Source organism: Streptomyces sp. NPDC029674 (genome assembly GCF_044903205.1).
Taxonomy (GTDB): domain Bacteria; phylum Actinomycetota; class Actinomycetes; order Streptomycetales; family Streptomycetaceae; genus Streptomyces.
The window spans coordinates 99,814-118,229 of the sequence record NZ_JBJDPY010000014.1 but is presented as its reverse complement, the minus strand read 5'-3'; the positions used below and the strand labels follow the sequence as shown (position 1 = coordinate 118,229).

Genomic DNA, 18,416 nt, shown 5'->3' with positions numbered 1-18,416 from the left:
CCCACACCAGCAGCGGAGCACCTTGTGAACGACCAGCCGAACCGGCGACCCCGCAAGCCCGCAGGCAAGCCGGGCCAGTCCGGTAAGCCCGGCCAGTCCGGTAAGCCCGGCCAGTCCGGTAAGCCGGGCAAGCCCCACCGCCGCCCGCAGAAGGACCCCGTCCGCATCCTCGCCTTCGAGGCGCTGCGGGCCGTGGACGAGCGCGACGCGTACGCGAACCTCGTCCTGCCGCCCCTGCTGCGCAAGGCCAGGGAGAAGGACGAGAACTTCGACGCGCGGGACGCGGCGCTCGCCACCGAGCTGGTCTACGGCACGCTGCGCCGCCAGGGGACGTACGACGCGATCGTGGCGGCCTGCATCGACCGGCCGCTGCGCGAGGTCGACCCGCCGGTCCTCGACGTGCTCAACCTCGGCGTGCACCAGCTGCTCGGCACCCGCATCCCGACGCACGCCGCCGTCTCCGCCTCCGTGGAGCTGGCGCGCGTCGTCCTCGGGGACGGGCGGGCCAAGTTCGTCAACGCCGTGCTGCGCAAGGTGGCGCAGGACGATCTCGACGGCTGGGTGGAGAAGGTCGCGCCGCCCTACGACGAGGACGCCGAGGACCATCTCGCCGTCGTCCACTCGCACCCCCGCTGGGTCGTCTCGGCGCTGTGGGACGCGCTCGGCGGCGGCCGCGCCGGCATCGAGGACCTCCTCGAGGCGGACAACGAACGGCCCGAGGTGACGCTCGTGGCGCGCCCCGGCCGTACCACCGCCGACGACGTCCTCGACTCCGTCGGCGAGGACTCCGCGTTGCCCGGGCGCTGGTCGCCGTATGCCGTGCGGCTCAGCGAAGGCGGCGAGCCGGGCTCGCTGGAGGCGGTGCGCGAGGGGCGCGCGGGTGTGCAGGACGAGGGCAGCCAGCTGGTCGCGCTCGCGCTGGCGAACGCGCCGCTCGACGGTCCCGACGAGAAGTGGCTCGACGGCTGCGCCGGCCCCGGCGGCAAGGCGGCCATGCTCGCCGGGCTCGCCGCCCAGCGGGGCGCCACGCTCCTCGCCTCCGAGAAGCAGCCGCACCGGGCCGGTCTCGTCGCGCAGGCCCTCGCCGGCAACCCCGGCCCCTACCAGGTCATCGCGGCCGACGGCACCCGTCCGCCGTGGCGGCCCGGCACCTTCGACCGCGTCCTGATGGACGTGCCGTGCACGGGCCTCGGCGCGCTGCGCCGCCGCCCCGAGGCCCGCTGGCGCCGCCGCCCGCAGGACCTCGACGGCTTCGCCCCGCTCCAACGCGGGCTCCTGCGCACGGCGTTGGAGTCCGTCCGCGTCGGCGGCGTCGTCGGCTACGCCACGTGCTCGCCGCACCTCGCCGAGACCCGGGCCGTCGTGGACGACGTGCTCAAGCAGACCGGCGGCGCCGAACTCCTCGACGCCCGGCCGCTGTTGCCGGGGGTTCCGGCGCTGGGGGACGGGCCCGACGTACAGCTGTGGCCGCATCTGCACGGCACGGACGCGATGTATCTGGCGTTGATCCGCCGGACGGGCTGACGGTTCGGCCCGCCGGGACCGTGGGGTCCCGGCGGGCCGTCGAGGTGGCGGTCAGCTGTCGATGAAGGCGCCGCGGCCGCAGCCGGCGGAGGTCACCCACTCATGGGACGAGATCCGGTCGTTGGCGTTCTGGCCCGTGGTGAAGGTGTAGCCGTGCAGGTCCTGCAGGGCTACGCCGGGGCCCGCGCAGAGGAAGCCGCCGGCCCAGGCATCCGCGCCACCGGTCAGCCGGTAGAACGCGACGACGTCGTTGCCGCCGACGTAGCCGTTGTTCGCCACCGACGTGGCGTTGTTGTCGTCGGCGCCCTGGAAGGACCCCGCGCTGTTGCCCCAGTTCGCGTCGTTGCCCTCGGTCGAGCCCAGGAGGGTGCCCGAGCAGTCCGAGTGCAGCCAGGCGTACACCCTGCCGTTGGTGCCGTTGGGCGAGCAGTCGGCCATCACGCCCACCTCGTCGGAGGGGGAGGGAGCCGCCTGGGCTGCCGTGGCCGGCATCGTGAGACCGATCGCGGCCAGGAACAGAGCGGCAGCGGTGGCCTTTTTGCGCGTGATTCGCATGGTTCGCATTGCTTCTCTCCTTTGTTCTTCCTTCGGGTGTGTTCGTCCGCAGCTCTGTGCCGCGGAGGTCTCGGGCCGGTCAGTTCCGGCGGGTGAGGGCTTCGGCGCGGGTGAGGGCCGCCTGCTGGAGACGGCTGTGGACGGCGAGTTCCTCGCGGTACTTCGCGCGTACGGGGCCGAAGTAGGTGCGTTTGAGGGAGCGCGCGCGGTCGGCGAGCCGGGAGTCGCGGGCGCAGGTGGCCTCGGCGACCGCCAGTTCGGTCTCGACGGCGCGGGCTCCCTCCCTGCTCAGGCCTTTGGTGAGAGCGGGCAGGGCGGCGCGGATGCCCGGCGGGTCGGCGTAGGTATGGCCCTTGTCGCGCATACAGGCCGACCAGGCGGCGAGGGCCTTCGTGAATCGCGCGTCCTTCACGAGTTTCGGCACCCACAGCGGCGTGAGGTTCATGGCGATGCCGTTGACCCGGAACCACGTTTCCCGGTCGCCGTAGAGCTTCTTCTCCGCGGTGGCGCGGCAGCCTCCGCGGGGGGTGGTGAGCGTGCCGCCGGTGGGCAGTTCGGCAGTCAGCACTCCCTCCGACGCGTCGCCGGTCAGCGCGGCCGAGTAGGCCGCGCGTCGCACGCCGGAGAGGGACTCCACGTAGGCGCGGTTGGGATTTTGTCGCTGCTGTGCGAGCGATTGGCGCGGACTGTCGCTGCCGTAGCCGTGCGCACGGGCCCAGGCGACGTCGTCGAGGACGAAGCCGGAGCTGTGCCCGGCCTCGGCGTTGGCCGGGGGCACGGGCCAGTACCGGAAACCGCGCTCGGTCATGCACCGCTGGATGAGGCGGCCCTCGGCCCGCTGAATCCGGTCCAGTTGCGCGTTCGTCAGCCGCGGAGCCGGGGCCGGCCGGTGGCTGGAGTCGGCGACCGGCGCCGTGCATGCGGTCAGTGAGCAGAGGGCGATGGCCGTACCCGTGCCGAGCGTGGCGATGGTACGTCGCATGGTGGTGTCTCCCCCGTCGGGCCGGGCACCTCTCGTCGGGCCGAGAGCTGCGTCATGTCGGTGCGGGCCGGCCGTCCCTGTCGGCGTGGGCCCGCCGTGACCTCAGCTTTCGCGGTCGGCTCGTTGTCTGACAGGTCCCTTTCACCACCTCAGACAATTCCGTGGGGGGCCTACGAGTTCGCGTCACCTCGGTGGCGCCGGTTGGCCCGCCTCCGTACGGGTGCGTAGCGTGCGACGCGGATTCGTTCGCGCCGACGGGGGTGTCATGGGGCGTCGAGAGCAACCACTGGATGCGGCCGAGGGGCCTGTCGCACGCTTCGCCGACGAGTTGCGGAAGCTGCGCCGGGAGGCCGGCGGTCTCACCTACAGGGCGATGGCGGCGAAGGCGCACTACTCGGCCGCGACGCTGGCACAGGCGGCGGCCGGGAACCGACTGCCGTCGCTGGCGGTCACGTCGGCGTACGTGCGAGCCTGCGGCGGCGACAGCGCGTGGTGGGAGCGCCGCTGGCACGAAGCGGCGCGGGAAGCGGCCGAGGCGGCCAGGACCGACGACGAGGACGTCGAGCCGCCCTACCTGGGCCTGGCGCGCTTCGGTGTCGGTGACGGCGGCCGGTTCTTCGGACGGGACCAACTCGTCCGTGAACTCACCGAGTTGGTGCGGCGTGCGCACGTGTCGGTGGTGACAGGCCCTTCCGGGTGCGGCAAGTCCTCCCTCCTGCGCGCGGGGCTGATCGCCGGTCTCCAACAGGCCGAGCCGCCGCGGAAGAGGCCCACCGCGGTCCGGGTCCTCACCCCCGGACCGCACCCGGACCGCACCCACGCCGATGTCCTCGACCCGCTCGCCACCCCCTCCGGGACGCTGATCGTCGTGGACCAGCTGGAGGAGGTCTTCACGCTCTGCGCCGACCGGACCGAGCGTGCGCGCTTCCTCGACCGATTGTGGACGGCTGCCCAGCCCCGGCACGGTCTGCGTCTCGTCCTCGCCGTCCGCGGCGACTTCTACAGCCACCTCGCCCAGCACCCGTCCCTAGCCAGGGCCGTCCAGGGCGCCACTCTGCTGGTGACCCCCATGGGGCAGAAGGAGCTGCGTGAGGCCATCGTCAGGCCCGCCGCCCTCGGCGGCTGCGTCGTGGAGCGGAGCCTGACCGCCCGGATCATCGACGACGTCAGCGATGAGCCGGGCGGCCTGGCCCTGATGTCCCACGCACTGCTGGAAACGTGGCGGCGGCGCAGCGGCCGGGTACTCGTCGAGAGCGCCTACGACGCCGCCGGCGGCGTCCACGGCGCAATCGCCCGTACCGCGGAGGACCTCTACGCGAGTCTCTCGCCCGGCCAGGCCGAAACGGCTCGACGTATCCTGCTCCGCCTGGTCAGCCCGGGTGAGGGCAGCCAGGACACGCGCTGCCCTGCCGATCGCGGCGAGGTCACCACGCTGGGCCCAGGACCGGTGAACGATGCCGGCGCTGTCCTTGAACGCCTCGCCCGGGCCCGCCTCGTCACCGTCGGCGAGGACACCGTCGACCTCGCCCACGAGGCCGTCCTGACGGCATGGCCCCGGCTGCGTACCTGGATCGACGAGGACCGCGACCGGCTCCGCGTCCAGCGCCACCTCACCGAGGCGGCGGGCGTCTGGCAGGCCCTCGGCCGCGATCCGGGCTCGCTCTACCGGGGCGTACGCCTCTCCATGGCCGAGCAGCACTGCGCCGCACCGGACGGGCCCGACGATCTGACGCCGCTGGAGCGGGAGTTCCTGACCAGCGGTCTCGCCGCCCGGAGGCGAAGCCGTCGTCGACGGCGCGTCCGCACCGCCGCCCTGTCCCTGCTCCTCGCTCTCGGTCTCATCGCGTCCCTGATCGCCCGGCAGCAGAACCAGGCCGGTGAGCGTCGCCGAGTCGAGGCCGAGGCCCGCCGTGTCGTCGGTGTCGCGGAGGGCCTGCGGACGTCCGACCCGGGCACCGCCATGCGGCTGAGCCTGGCCGCCTGGCGCGTCGCCGACCTGCCCGAGACCCGGGCGGCCCTGTTGAGCGCTCTGGCGCAGCCGGAACGGGAGGCGTTCACCGATCCGGACACCGATGCCGACACGATGCGGTACCTCAGCCCCGACGGCCGCTCGCTGGTCAGCGTCGGCCGGCAGAAGATCACTCGGTGGGATGTCGAGACGCGCCGGAGAACGGCCTCGCTGCCGGGCCTCGGCAAGCGGCTGCGCTCCGTCGGGGTGATGCGGGCAGACGTGCGGTGGCTGCCCCTGTTCATGGGCCCGGATGGAAAAGTGGCCGTTCTGGATCTCGCCGAGGGAAAGCAGAAGGGTGCCGCGCTGGGCACCGCCCGGGCCGGCGCCGAGATGGGTACGAGCGGGCGCAGCCTCGTCGTCTACGACGCCACCCGGTCCTCCTACCGGATCCGCCTGTGGGACGTGGCGAGGCGACGGGTCATGCTCGATGTCGGGGCGCCCCGCCGGGCGCCCGCGCCGGACACCATCGGCACGGGCCTCTCCGACGCTCAGCAGGTGCTGCAACCCAGGGAGAGGCGGGGCTCGTTGGACGTCCGGGGCTATCCGGACGCGACCGTCACGCATGACGACCGTGTCCTGGCCCTGTGCCTCCCGGGGCGGCCCCTGCAACTGTGGGACGTCGCCGAACGCCGCAGGATCGCCGCGCCGTGGGCGCCACGGATCTCACAGCACCAGTGCCAGAACGAGCGGGTCTTCTTCACCCCCGACGGCCGCCGCCTGGCGCTCGTCACGGAGGAGAAGGTGCGGGTGTGGGACATCCGGTCCGGGGCCGAAGTCGCCGACTTCCGCGCGGACGCGGTGCAGACCCTCGCTTTCAGCGAGGACGGAAAGTTCCTGGCGACGGCCGGTGATGACGAGATCCTGCTGTGGAGGATGGACGTTCCGCACATGCCTGTCTTCCGTTACGAGCTGCCCGCGGAGGCGGTCAGTGATCTCCGGGTCGACTCGTGGGAGGGATGGATCCGGTACGTCGGCGGCACGCGGGGCTCCTGGGGATCAGAGGTGCGGACCCTCGACGTCAGCGAGGTGTTCACCGGCGGCTGGCGTGACGACAGGGGGGAGGCCCTCTTCAGTCCGGACGGGTCGACACTCGTCACGGCCCGGATCATGGAACGGACGGGCCAGGTCCGCTTCCGGACGAGGAACACGCGTACCGCGACCGCGGGACGCTCCGTCGATCTGCCGCGGATGCCGTGCAGGGGCGTACGGAAGACCGCAATGGCCGTCTGCGACGTGCTCATGGCCTTCAGCGCCGACGGCAAGACCCTCGCTTACGGAGTCAGCGAGGGGCGGCGACCCACATCCGCGCCCCTCCTGCACGTCAAGCTGTGGGACGTCGCTCGACGCCGGGTGACGGACTCACCCCGCTTGGAAGGAGACTTCAATGGACAGGGGAACTGGGTCGTCTCCCTCGCGTTCGGTCCGCGCGACGCGTCACTGATCACCTCGCAGGTTCCCGAAAACGGCGCGACACGCATCTGGGACCTGCGCAGCCACACCCCCGTCAAGACCCTGCCCGGCGTCAACGGCGCCCTCGCGCTCCGCCCCGGCGGACGGTTGCTCGTCACCGCCAGTGGCCAGGCGGTCGCCCTCCCCGGTGGGCGCAGGCCGCCCGGCGTGCGGAATCCCGGCCGCGACTTGGTCCTCGCCTTCAGCCGGGACGGGCGCCACCTGGCCACTGGGGACGCCTCCGGCAGAACCGTGCTGTGGAGCGGTGACCTGCGGCACCGGCTCGGTGTGCTCAGCGCCGGTTCGGCGGACAGATTCGTGTCGGCGCTGGCCTTCTCCCGCGACGGAGACGTGCTGGCCGTCGGGTTCGAGGACGGCCTCGTCGGGCTCTTCGACACCGCCACCCGCCGGCGGATCGGAGCACCGCTGCTGCTCACCTCCGGCGACAGGGTCCGAGCGCTGGCCTTCGGCGACGAGGGCGACAGGCTCCACGTGGCGGGTGAACACACACCGCCGCAGAGCTACGACCTCTCCCCGGAGCGGGCGGCGCGGACCGTCTGCCGCCGGGTGGCGGACGGCCTCTCGCCGGCGGACTGGCGTCGTCACCTGCCGGATCTGCCGTATCAGGAGACCTGCCGGGAGTGATCCTCCCGGTCCGGTTCCGGTCGCCGGGACAGCGCGTGCGGCCACCACACCTTCGGCCCCACGTCCAGGAACAGCGACGTGACCAGGATCGAACGTACGACGAACGTGTCGAGCAGTACGCCGAGCGCCACCGCGAAACCGATCTCGGCGAACGCCACCATCGGGAGCGTGCCGAGCGCGGCGAACGTGCCCGCGAGGACCAGGCCCGCCGAGGTGATCACCGCGCCGGTCGCGGCGAGGCCCGTCAGGACGCCCTGGCGGGTGCCCTGGTGGCCCGCCTCCTCGCGGATGCGGGTCGACAGGAAGATGTTGTAGTCGATGCCGAGCGCCACCAGGAACACGAAGACGAAGAGCGGGAAGTCGGTCGGCTCGCCCGCGTAGTCGAAGAGGTGGCGGAAGGCGAGCGCGCTCAGGCCGAGGGCGGTGGCGAAGGACAGGACCACCGTCCCGATCAGGAGGAGCGGGGCGACCACCGCGCGCAGCAGTACGGCGAGGATCAGCAGGACCACGACCAGGACCAGCGGGATGATCAGCTTGTTGTCGTGGGCCGTGGCGCGGTCCATGTCGAGGAGGGCCGCCGTGCCGCCGCCCACCCGCGCGTCCGCGTCCGGGACCGCGTGGACGGCGTCGCGCACCCGCTCAACGGTCCGCTTGGCGGCCGCGCTGTCGGGCGGGTCGGTCAGCGTCGCCTCGAGCAGCACCTTGCCGTCGTGCTCGGCCTTCGTCCCCGGTGGGCGGGCGACGCCGTCGGGCACCACGCCCCGGGTGTCCCGGACGGCCCGGGCGACGTCGTCGCTCCGCGCCGCGGCGGCCACGATGACCAGCGGGTCGCCGGAGCCCGCGGGGAAGTACTCGGCCTGCACCTCCTGGCCGGTGATCGAGTCCGGCTTGTCGGTGAACGCGTCGGCGTTGGTGAGCCCCTCGGCCCGCAGCTGCAGCAGCCCGAGCGAGAGCAGGGCGAGGGCCGCCGCCGTGACGCCCCAGATCAGCCGCGGGCGGCGGTCGATGCGCCGGCCCGTGCGGGCCCACACGCCGCGCTCCGTCGGCTCGGGGGAGCCGACGTGCGGGACGAGCGGCCAGAAGAACCACCGGCCGAAGATGACCAGGAGCGCCGGGAAGAGCGACAGCATCGCGAGCAGCCCCACGGTGACGCCGATCGCGGCGACCGGGCCGAGGCCGCTCGTCGAGTTCATCTCGGCGGCCAGCAGCACGAGCATGCTCAGGACGACGGTCGCGCCCGACGCGAGGACCGCGGGCCCGGCCCGGTGCAGGGCGAGCGCCATCGCCTCGTGGCGGTCCTCGTGGCGGCGCAGTTCTTCGCGATAGCGAGCGACGAGCAGCAGGGCGTAGTCGGTCCCCGCACCGAACACGAGCACCGTCAGGATGCCCGCGCTCTGGCCGTTGACGGTGAGGTCCGCGTGTTCGGCGAGCAGGTAGATGAGGGCCTGGGCCGTGAACAGCGCGGTGATCACGGCGAGCAGCGGGGCGAGCAGCAGCGTCGGACTGCGGTAGGTGAACAGCAGGATCACCACGACGATGACCGCCGCCGAGAGCAGCAGCGTCGAGTCGATGCCTTCGAACGCCTCGGCGGAGTCCGCGGCCGTGCCACCAGGGCCGGTGACGTGTACGGCCAGGCCGCCGTCGCCGTCGCCGACCCGTTCCCTGATGGCGTCGACGGCCGGGCCGATGCGCTCCCAGCCCTCGGCGTCCATGGTGATCGGGACGAAGATCTGGGCCGCCGCGGCGTCCGCCTTCTTGTCGTAGACGGGGCCGCGGGTCTCGGCGCCCCGGATGCCGTGCTCGCGCAGCGCCTCGGCCTGCCGTACGTCCTCGGCGATCCGCGCGCGGTCCGCCGCGGTGAGGCCGCCTTCGCGGGCGTACACGACGATGGCCGGGATCACCTCGGGCCTGAACTCGGCCGAGATGTCCAGGACTTGGGTCGATTCCGCGGAGCCGGGCAGCCAGGACTCCGCGTCGTTCTCCTGGGCGTCGGTGAGCTTCTGGGCCAGGGGCGCCGCGACGATCAGCACCGCCAGCCAGAACAGCACCACCAGCCACTTGGTGCGCCGCCCGCACACCAGCCACGCGACCCCGCGCCGCCCCTGCCGCCGTTCCTCCGCCATGGCTTCCCCCCGCTTGCCGTGCGCGGTGCCGCTGGACCGCCCAGCATGACACTCGGAGGGTGCGCGCGGGAGCGGCTGTGCCCATGCGGTGGACTGCGGTCAGCGGCGGGCGCCGGGCATGGCAGGCTTGGGGCATGGCCGTGCAGATCAACCCCAGCATCCTGTCCGCGGACTTCGCCCGTCTTGCCGAGGAGGCAAAGGCTGTCGAAGGCGCCGACTGGCTCCATGTCGACGTGATGGACAACCACTTCGTCCCGAACCTCACTCTCGGGGTGCCGGTCGTAGAGTCACTGGCCCGCGCGACGGACACGCCCCTGGACTGCCATCTGATGATCGAGGACCCCGATCGCTGGGCACCGCAGTACGTCGAGGCGGGCGCCGGATCGGTCACCTTCCACGCCGAGGCCGCCGCCGCGCCGGTCCGCCTCGCCCGCGAGATCCGCGCCAAGGGCGCCCGCGCCTCCATGGCGCTGAAGCCGGCGACGCCCATCGAGCCGTACGAGGACCTGCTCCCCGAGCTCGACATGCTGCTGATCATGACGGTCGAGCCGGGCTTCGGCGGCCAGGCGTTCCTGGACATCATGCTGCCCAAGATCCGCCGCACCCGTGAGCTCATCGGCAAGCACGGCCTGGAGATGTGGCTGCAGGTCGACGGCGGTGTCTCGGCCGAGACCATCGAGCGCTGCGCCGAGGCCGGCGCCGATGTCTTCGTCGCGGGCTCGGCCGTCTACGGCGCCAAGGATCCGGCAGAAGCGGTACGTTCATTGCGCGCCCAAGCGCAGGCAAAGACCGTGTCAAGCAGCTGGGCGTGCGACCACTGAGCCAAGGGAACGTGAACGCAGTCCCTCAGGGCTGATCGACTAGGCCGGATCTGCAAGGATGAACGGCGAACCCAGTTTGTGAACAGCAGTGAGGAGAGCGCCGTGTCGGCCATGTCGGCGGGTCGGTCAGCCATGCGGATGGGACCCGCGGAGCTGGTGCAGGCGGCGGCCATGGCCCGCCGCTTCTACCTCGAGGGCAAGTCCAAGATCCAGATCGCCGAGGAGTTCGGCGTCAGCCGCTTCAAGGTGGCCCGGGTCCTGGAGACCGCCCTCGAGCGGGATCTCGTACGCATCGAGATCCGGGTCCCAGCGGAACTGGACGCCGAGCGCTCGGACGCGCTGCGCGCCCGCTACGGACTGCGGCACGCGGTCGTCGTGGAGTCCCCGGCGCCCACCGACGAGATCGAGGACTCGCCGGACCCCGAGAACCTCGGCGAGGTCGCGGCGGACCTCCTCGGCGAGCTCGTCAACGAGGGCGACGTCCTCGGCCTCGCCTGGGGCCGCTCCACGATCCACATGGCGGCCGCGCTGGACCAGCTGCCGCCGTGCACGGTCGTGCAGCTGACGGGCGTGTACGACGCCGGGACCGCGGAGCGCGGCTCGGTCGAGGCCGTCCGCCGCGCCGCCCAGGTGTCCGGCGGCGAGGCCCACCCCATCTACGCGCCGATGCTGCTGCCCGACCCCGCCACGGCGGCGGCGCTGCGCAACCAGACCGGTATCGCCCGCGCCTTCGAGTACTTCGACAAGGTCACGGTCGCCTGCGTCTCCATCGGCTCCTGGGAGCCGGGCATCTCCACCGTCCACGACATGCTCAGCGACGAGGAGCGGGCGCACTACGCGTCGCTCGGCGTGGCCGCGGAGATGTCGGCCCATCTCTTCGACGCCGAGGGGCGTCGGGTGGGGCGGGATCTCGGGGAGCGGTGCATCACCGTCGAAGCGGATCGGCTTCGGCGGATTCCTGAGGTGGTCGCCATCGCGGGTGGGCAGCGGAAGGCTGCCGCGATCGATGCGGTGTTGCGGTCCGGGCTCGTCACCAGTCTGGTGACGGACACGGCTGCTGCTGACCAGTTGCTCGTCGCCGGGGCTGCGCCTCGGCCCGCGCTTAACCGGGCGGACCCGGACGGTAGCTGAGTCCCTGCGGGGGGGGGTGGGGGCTGGTCGCGCAGTTCCCCGCGCCCCCGGCGGGGGGCGGTGGGCGGGGGGGGGGGCTGGTGTCCCCGGTTGTGGCCCCGGTGGGGGGGGTGGTGGTGGTGTGTCTCGGCGGGGGGGGGGGGGGGTGTTCGGCGGATGCTGGGAGGGACGCCCCCGCCTGGGCCCGTGGCATGGCCACCGTCCAGGCGGACCGGCTGCCCGCGGAGGCGCGGAAGACGCTGCGGCGCATCGACGACGGGGGTCCCTTCCCGTACGAGAAGGACGGCGCCGTCTTCGGGAACTTCGAGCGGGAACTGCCCCGGCAGAAACGCGGCTACTACCGCGAGTACACCGTCCGCACGCCCGGTGAGCGCGATCGCGGGGCCCGGCGGATCGTCACCGGCGGCGGGGGCGAGATCTACTACACCGACGACCACTACGCGTCCTTCAAGGCGGTGCTGAGGTAATGGCCGACGACGCAGGCAGGAATCCGCTCGCGCCCGTGCTCGACGCGGCGCGCGGTGCGGGCTGGACCACTGCGACGCTCTCCCTGGCGGGGGTGACGGACAAGGCCGCGTTCATGGAGCGCTGCGCCCGCGGCCTCGGACTGCCCGACTGGTTCGGGCACAACTGGGACGCCCTCGCCGACTGCCTCACCGATCTGTCGTGGGCGCCCGCCGCGCGGGGGCGGCTGCTCGTCGTCTCCGGGTGGCAGGAGTACGCGCGGGCCGCGCCGGGGGAGTGGCGGGTCGCGCAGGAGGTGTTCTCGTCGGCGGTCGAGCACTGGCGGGACGCGGAGACCGGTCTGGAGATCGTGCTGGCGCTCGGCCCCGCCGCCATCGCCGCCACGGAGCGTGCGGAGCCCTGAACGGGCTGTTCCGGTCGACGGGGGCTCTTGGACGATCCGACGACCACCCGTACGGACCGCCTGGGTGATCGTCCCAGGCCGCACAACCCCGTCGGCATGGGAGAATGAAGTACGTGCTTTTCCCTCGGCCTAACTGTCCGGGGGCCACCTCTGATCGACTGGGATGAGCAGCACGTGCGCTTCCTCAATGACATCCAGCCTGCGTACGACCTGACGTACGACGACGTCTTCATGGTCCCGAGGCGCTCCGCCGTCGGATCCCGCCAGGGCGTGGACCTCAGCTCTCCGGACGGCACCGGCACCACGATCCCGCTGGTCGTCGCCAACATGACCGCGATCGCCGGCCGGCGCATGGCCGAGACCGTCGCCCGCCGCGGCGGCCTCGTCGTCATTCCGCAGGACATCCCGATGGAGGTCGTCACCGACGTCATCTCCTGGGTCAAGACGCGCCACCACGTCCTGGACACCCCGATCGTCCTGGCCCCGTCGCAGACCGTCGCGGACGCGCTGGCCCTGCTGCCCAAGCGCGCGCACAACGCGGGCGTCGTCGTCGACGCCGACCAGAAGCCCGTCGGCGTCGTCACGGACACCGACTTGAGCGGCGTCGACCGCTTCACGCAGCTCTCCGAGGTCATGTCCAGGGACCTGCTGCTCCTGGACGCCGACATCGACCCGCGCGACGCCTTCAACAAGCTGGACCACGCCAACCGGCGGTACGCCCCGGCCGTGGACAAGGACGGCCGCCTCGCGGGCATCCTCACCCGCACGGGCGCCCTGCGCGCCACGCTCTACACCCCGGCCGTCGACGCCAACGGCGGCCTGCGCATCGCCGCCGCCGTCGGCATCAACGGCGACGTGGCGGGCAAGGCCAAGCAGCTCCTCGACGCGGGCGTCGACACGCTCGTCGTCGACACCGCGCACGGCCACCAGGAGTCGATGATCGCCGCGGTGAAGGCCGTGCGCGCGCTCGACCCGCAGGTGCCGATCGTGGCGGGCAACATCGTCGCCGCCGAGGGCGTCCGCGACCTCATCGAGGCCGGCGCCGACATCATCAAGGTGGGTGTCGGACCCGGCGCCATGTGCACCACGCGCATGATGACCGGCGTCGGCCGCCCGCAGTTCTCCGCGGTGCTCGAGTGCGCCGCCGAGGCCAAGAAGTTCGGCAAGCACGTCTGGGCCGACGGCGGTGTCCGCCACCCGCGCGACGTCGCCATGGCGCTCGCCGCCGGCGCCTCGAACGTCATGATCGGCTCCTGGTTCGCGGGTACGTACGAGTCCCCGGGCGACCTCCAGCACGACGCCCAGGGCCGCGCGTACAAGGAGTCCTTCGGCATGGCCTCGGCCCGCGCGGTGCGCAACCGCACGTCCGAGGAGTCCGCGTACGACCGCGCCCGCAAGGCGCTCTTCGAGGAGGGCATCTCGACCTCCCGCATGTTCCTCGACCCGACCCGTCCGGGCGTCGAGGACCTGATCGACTCGATCATCGCGGGCGTCCGCTCCTCCTGCACGTACGCCGGCGCTGCCTCCCTGGAGGAGTTCGCCGAGAAGGCCACCATCGGTGTCCAGAGCGCCGCCGGATACGCCGAGGGCAAGCCGCTGCACGCCAGCTGGAGCTAGTCGCTGCGCGGTGCGCTCCGTCAGGGGCGCACCGCCGCCGCGTATGCCTTGGAAGCCGCCGCCGTCACCGCCTCCGCGAGGACACGGTGGCCCGCGTCGCCCGGATGCACCCCGTCCGCCAGGTGCCCCGCGTCCAGCAGTCCGCCGCCCGGCAGCAGCTCCGTTCCCGCGTCCAGGGCCGCCCGCTCCATGGCGGTCCGCAGGTCCCGGAGCGTGGCGCCGAGCGCGTTCGGCACCGCCTCGGCGTCCGGGCGGATGACGGGGGAGACGACCAGGACGGGGACGTCCGGGTGGCCCCGGCGCACCAGGTCCAGGAACGCCCGCAGCGTCTCGTACAGCAGCCGCGCCGAATGCGGCACCCGCGACCAGCAGTTGGTGCCGAAGGCGAGGGTGATCAAGTCGGCGTCCAGCGAGGCGAGTTGCTCGGCGGACGCCAGTTCGCCGCGTGCCGCGCCCGCGTAGCCGAGGTTCACCGTCTCCACGCCGAGGGCCCGCCCCGCGAGCGCGGGCCACGCGAGGTGGGGCCGCGAGACGGACCAGCCCTCCGCGATCGAGTCGCCGTACACGAGCCAGCGCGGGCGGTCGGCGGCGGGCGTCAGGGTGCCGTCCATCGGGTGTATCCCGTGCAGGACGGGCCGCAGAGACTCCGGCAGGTGCAGGGTGAACTCGCCGTCGGGGGCGGGGAGTTGGATCAGTGCCCGGTGCTCGCCGGGGGAGGCGGGGGTGTCGATGGCCTCCTCGCCGGTGAGGAGTGTGAACAGCGCGGGCGCGGCGCGGTGCGCGTCCGCTCCCGCAGGAGGCGACGCGGTGTACGCGACCTCCACGGCGCTCGCTCCGCGCGCCGTGAACTCCAGGCGCACCCCGGCGGGCAGGCCCGCACGGTCCCACGTGTCCCCGGGCAGCCGCTCCCGGTCGGCCGGGTCGGCGCGCACCACTCGGCCGTCCTTCGTCCACCAGGGCGCGCCCCGCACGAACTCCCTCACCGCGCGCCGCCGATCGTCGGGTACGGGAACTTCACGCCGACCCCGCCGTCCACGACGAGCGTCTGCCCGGTGACGTACGACGCGAGCGGCGAGGCGAGGAACAGCAGGGCCGAGGCGATGTCCGAGGTCTCGGCGACGCGGCCGAGCGGCGCGTTGCGGGCGTTGCGCTCGCGGCCCTCGTCGCCGACCAGGGCGGCCACGCGCGGCGTCCACACGACGCCGGGCGCCACCGCGTTCACCCGCACGCCGCGCGGACCGTACTCCACCGCCGCCGTGCGGACCAGGGAGACCAGGCCCGCTTTGGCCGCGCCGTACGCGGCGTGCAGGGGCGCCGCCGTGAGACCCGACACCGAGGCGACGAAGACCATCGCGCCGCCGCCCCCGTCGGCGAGGGCCTCGCCGCCGTACCGCACGGCCAGCCAGGCGTGCCGCAGGACCATCGAGAAGTGCCAGTCCCACCCCTCGTCGTCCAGGTCGGCCAGGGGCGAGTAGCGGGCCATGCCGACGATGTCGACGACGCCACCGACCGACCCGCACTCCCGGCGCGCGTACGCGAAGAGGTCCCGCACGTGCTCGCGCCGGGTCACGTCGGCGACGTACGGGACGCCGCCCGTCTCTGCGGCCACCGCCTCCGCCCGCGCCTTGTCGACGTCCACGCACAGCACCCGCGCGCCCGCCGCCGTCAGCGCGTGCGCGGTCTGGCGGCCGATGCCGTTGCCCGCGCCGAGCAGGACGAAGGCGCGGCCGTCCAGGCGGTGCAGGGCGGCGTAGTCGGGGACGGGGGAGGTGTCCAGGGGCTCCGTCATGCGGGCGTTCCCCTCGGCACGTACGACGCCAGCTCCGGGATGACTTCCTTGCCGAGGATCTCGATCGTCCGCAGGATCTCGCGGTGCTCCAGATAGCCCCACTGGACGTAGCAGATGAGCTGGTCGATGCCGAGGTCGGCGTACCGCTTGGCCTTGCGGACGATGGTCTCCGCGTCGCCGATGAGGATCATGTCCCCGGCATCGAACTCCTCGACGGGCACGCTGCCCTCGATGATCGGCGTGAGGAACGGGAAGGTCCGCTCGCGTTCCGCCGCAGTCAGGTGCGGCAGCTCCCAGTCGAGCGTGAACTGGGCGAGGTTGCGGTACCACCACGCGACCGAGTCCCAGACGCGCTTGGACGGCCGGTCCGCCGCGTGTACGAGGGTGTACGCGCTGACGCGGTCCGTGGTGACGTCCGTGATCGGGGACGGGGTGCGCGCCGCCCTCCGGTACGCCGCCACCTGCCGCGCCATCGACTCCAGCGGCTGCATGATCGAGAAGGAGAGCAGCCCGAGGCCGGCCGCGCCCGCGACCTCCGCCGAGCCGGGCGAGGTGGCGGCCATCCAGCACGGCGGATGCGGATCCTGCACCGGCTTCGGGGTCACCATCCGCCGCGGGAAGCTGAAGCGCTCCGACTCGTACGCGAAGTACTCCTCCCGCCACATGCCCGTGACGATCTCGATCGCCTCGCGCCAGTCGGCGCGCGACCGTTCCCTGTCGACGCCGAAGGCCGTCTGCTCCATGGGGGTCGAACGGCCCGTGCCCCACTCCACGCGGCCCTCGGAGAGCACGTCCACCGCGGCGACCTTCTCCGCGATCCGCTGCGGCGGCGTGAAGCCGAAGGGGGTGAGCGTGACGCCGAAGCCGAGGCGGATGCGCTCGGTCAGCGCCGCGATATGGCCGAGCAGGACCTCCGGCGCGGGGCAGTGCGAGCGGCCCTCGCGGAAGTGGTGCTCGACCGCCCACACGGTGCGGAAGCCCATCCGGTCGGCGAGCCGGATCTGCTCGACGGCCTCCCGGTAGGCGCGCTGCTCGGCGGCGCGCTGACCGTGCGGGTGGGGCGCGTTCCACGGTTTCGGTACGTCGATCTCGTACAGGACGTCGAGGTCCATGCCGTGCCTCCGTCTCGGGCGAGAGGCGTGCACGATGCGGCAGAACTGACGAAGTGTCAACAGAGCCCGGGGAGGCGCGGCACGCAACGGACGAAACGGACGGCGCAACGAAGAGACGTATATGACGGAAGTGCGCAATGATCAAACGCCGGTACGCAAGGTTGCTGCATTACGGTCGGGAACCATGGACTCTAGAGTCAGGCCCTGAACGTGGTGTGGCGGGGACTGCCTGCTCGGTGGTTCCCGTCGCCAAGCGCGGCTGCCCCGAGGTCCTCGCCGCCCTGACCGGCAGCGATGAAGGAGCCAGCGCGTGCTCGACCAAGGCGCACCCCCGCAGAACCGCCCAAGCACCCCGGGCACCCCCGGCCTCGGCAGCCGGCTCATGCGCCGCAAGCCGGTCGAAGCCCTGGTCGAGGAGGGTGGCCAGGGCGAGGGAGGATCGCTTCGGCGCTCCCTCGGCATGTGGCAGCTGACCATGATCAGCATCGGTGCCACGCTCGGCACCGGCATCTTCGTCGTCCTCGGCGAGAGCGTCCCCAAGGCCGGCCCCGCCGTCACGATCTCCTTCGTGATCGCCGGCCTCACCGCCCTCTTCTCGGCCCTCTCGTACGCCGAGCTGGCGGGCACCATCCCGGTCGCCGGCTCCTCCTACTCGTACGCGTACGCAACGATGGGCGAACTCATCGCCTGGGTGTGCGGCTGGTGCCTGGTCCTGGAGTACGGCGTGTCCGTGGCCGCCGTCGCGGTCGGCTGGGGCGAATACCTCAACGAGCTCCTCGACGGCACGATCGGCGTCACCATCCCCGACGCGCTCTCCGCGGCGCCCGGCGAGGTCGACGGCGCCATCATCAACCTGCCCGGCCTGATCGTCGTGCTGCTCGCCATGGTCTTCCTGCTCGGCGGCGCCAAGGAGTCGGCGACGGCCAACACGATCATGGTCATCGTGAAGATCGCCGCGCTCGTGCTCTTCTGCACCATCGGCTTCATGGGCTTCAAGTCCGGCAACTACGAGGACTTCATGCCGCTCGGCACGGCCGGCGTCAGCGCCGCCGCCGCGAGCCTCTTCTTCTCGTACATCGGCTTCGACGCCGCCTCCACCGCCGGTGAGGAGGCCAAGAACCCGCAGCGCGACCTGCCCCGCGCGATCATGCTGTCCCTGGTCATCGTCACCGCGCTCTACGTCCTCGTCGCGGCCGTCGCCGTCGGCGCCTGGAACTGGAAGGACTTCGAGGGCTCCGAGGCCACGCTCGCCGCGATCATGAACGACGTCAGCGGCCAGAGCTTCTGGGGCACGACGCTCGCCGCGGGCGCCGTCATCTCCATCGCGTCCGTCGTGCTCACCGTGCTGTACGGCCAGACCCGGGTGCTCTTCGCGATGTCCCGCGACGGTCTCGTCCCCAAGGCGTTCGGCAAGGTCAGCAAGAAGACGGGCACGCCCCGCGTGAACACGGTCATCGTGTCGCTCTTCTGCGGCGCGCTCGCCTCCGTCATCCCGCTCGGCAAGCTCGTCGACGCCACCAGCATCGGCACGCTCTTCGCCTTCGGCCTGGTCAACATCGCCGTGATCGTGCTGCGCCGGACCCGCCCCGACATGCCGCGCACCTTCCGGGTGCCGCTCGGCTGGCTCTTCCCGGTGCTCGGCTTCGGCTTCTGCGCCTACAACATGTTCAGCCTCGACTCCACCACCTGGACGGTCTTCGGTGTCTGGATGGCCGTCGGCCTCGTGTTCTACTTCCTGTACGGCATGAGCCGCTCCCGATTGGCCACAGCAGAGAAGTGATCCACCCCC

The 18,416-nt window shown here is 72.4% G+C and carries 14 protein-coding genes; 8 read left to right on the top strand and 6 right to left on the bottom strand.

What is annotated here, in order from left to right; genetic code table 11:
- Window positions 1–24 precede the first annotated feature (24 nt).
- The gene (locus tag ACI2L3_RS29860) at window positions 25–1,524 is read left to right on the top strand and encodes an RsmB/NOP family class I SAM-dependent RNA methyltransferase (RefSeq protein WP_404755495.1); all 1,500 of its coding nucleotides are present in this window, start codon (window positions 25–27) and stop codon (window positions 1,522–1,524) included.
- Between the two features lie 51 nt (window positions 1,525–1,575).
- On the opposite strand, the gene ACI2L3_RS29855 is transcribed toward ACI2L3_RS29860, so the two are convergent.
- Window positions 1,576–2,088 carry a hypothetical protein gene (locus ACI2L3_RS29855; RefSeq protein ID WP_404755494.1) on the bottom strand — a complete coding sequence of 171 codons (513 nt, stop codon included), beginning with the start codon at window positions 2,086–2,088 and terminating at the stop codon, window positions 1,576–1,578.
- Window positions 2,089–2,158: 70 nt separating this feature from the next.
- On the bottom strand, window positions 2,159–3,061 hold the full coding sequence (locus tag ACI2L3_RS29850; RefSeq protein ID WP_404755493.1) for a hypothetical protein: 903 nt from the start codon (window positions 3,059–3,061) through the stop codon (window positions 2,159–2,161).
- Window positions 3,062–3,326: 265 nt separating this feature from the next.
- On the opposite strand from ACI2L3_RS29850, the gene ACI2L3_RS29845 reads away from it, so the two are divergent.
- A complete protein-coding gene (locus tag ACI2L3_RS29845) occupies window positions 3,327–7,166 on the top strand; it encodes a hypothetical protein (protein ID WP_404755492.1) in 3,840 nt (1,279 codons plus the stop codon).
- Here the strand turns inward: ACI2L3_RS29845 and ACI2L3_RS29840 are convergent.
- A complete protein-coding gene (locus ACI2L3_RS29840) occupies window positions 7,145–9,289 on the bottom strand; it encodes an MMPL family transporter (RefSeq protein WP_404755491.1) in 2,145 nt (714 codons plus the stop codon). The two genes, ACI2L3_RS29845 and ACI2L3_RS29840, sit on opposite strands and share 22 nt — an antisense overlap.
- A 134-nt stretch (window positions 9,290–9,423) precedes the next feature.
- Here ACI2L3_RS29840 and rpe point away from each other — a divergent pair, with 134 nt between their 5' ends.
- The 5 genes from rpe (at window position 9,424) to ACI2L3_RS29815 (ending at window position 13,726) form a co-directional block, all read left to right on the top strand.
- Complete coding sequence (gene rpe / locus ACI2L3_RS29835; protein WP_404755490.1) at window positions 9,424–10,110, top strand: ribulose-phosphate 3-epimerase; 687 nt, start codon at window positions 9,424–9,426, stop codon at window positions 10,108–10,110.
- A 78-nt stretch (window positions 10,111–10,188) separates the two neighbouring features.
- Window positions 10,189–11,241, top strand: coding sequence for a sugar-binding transcriptional regulator (locus ACI2L3_RS29830; protein WP_150165561.1), 1,053 nt, complete (start codon window positions 10,189–10,191; stop codon window positions 11,239–11,241).
- Between the two features lie 113 nt (window positions 11,242–11,354).
- Window positions 11,355–11,708 carry a ribonuclease domain-containing protein gene (locus ACI2L3_RS29825; protein WP_404755596.1) on the top strand — a complete coding sequence of 118 codons (354 nt, stop codon included), beginning with the start codon at window positions 11,355–11,357 and terminating at the stop codon, window positions 11,706–11,708.
- Window positions 11,708–12,109 (top strand): barstar family protein, encoded by a 402-nt coding sequence (locus ACI2L3_RS29820; RefSeq protein ID WP_404755489.1) that lies wholly within the window; start codon window positions 11,708–11,710, stop codon window positions 12,107–12,109. The genes ACI2L3_RS29825 and ACI2L3_RS29820 overlap by 1 nt, the downstream gene beginning before the upstream one ends.
- A gap of 174 nt (window positions 12,110–12,283) precedes the next feature.
- A complete protein-coding gene (locus ACI2L3_RS29815; protein WP_404755488.1) occupies window positions 12,284–13,726 on the top strand; it encodes a GuaB1 family IMP dehydrogenase-related protein in 1,443 nt (480 codons plus the stop codon).
- Window positions 13,727–13,746: 20 nt separating this feature from the next.
- Here ACI2L3_RS29815 and ACI2L3_RS29810 read toward each other — a convergent pair whose 3' ends face one another.
- From ACI2L3_RS29810 to ACI2L3_RS29800, 3 genes are read right to left on the bottom strand one after another with little or no spacing between them, the layout of a single operon-like run.
- Window positions 13,747–14,697, bottom strand: a complete 951-nt coding sequence (locus ACI2L3_RS29810; protein WP_404755487.1) for a GDSL-type esterase/lipase family protein — start codon at window positions 14,695–14,697, stop codon at window positions 13,747–13,749.
- A gap of 8 nt (window positions 14,698–14,705) precedes the next feature.
- A complete protein-coding gene (locus tag ACI2L3_RS29805; protein WP_404755486.1) occupies window positions 14,706–15,515 on the bottom strand; it encodes an SDR family NAD(P)-dependent oxidoreductase in 810 nt (269 codons plus the stop codon).
- On the bottom strand, window positions 15,512–16,627 hold the full coding sequence (locus tag ACI2L3_RS29800) for an LLM class flavin-dependent oxidoreductase (RefSeq protein WP_404755485.1): 1,116 nt from the start codon (window positions 16,625–16,627) through the stop codon (window positions 15,512–15,514). Before ACI2L3_RS29800 ends, ACI2L3_RS29805 begins: the two co-directional genes overlap by 4 nt.
- A gap of 310 nt (window positions 16,628–16,937) precedes the next feature.
- Here ACI2L3_RS29800 and ACI2L3_RS29795 point away from each other — a divergent pair, with 310 nt between their 5' ends.
- On the top strand, window positions 16,938–18,407 hold the full coding sequence (locus ACI2L3_RS29795) for an amino acid permease (RefSeq protein WP_404755484.1): 1,470 nt from the start codon (window positions 16,938–16,940) through the stop codon (window positions 18,405–18,407).
- Window positions 18,408–18,416 lie beyond the last annotated feature (9 nt).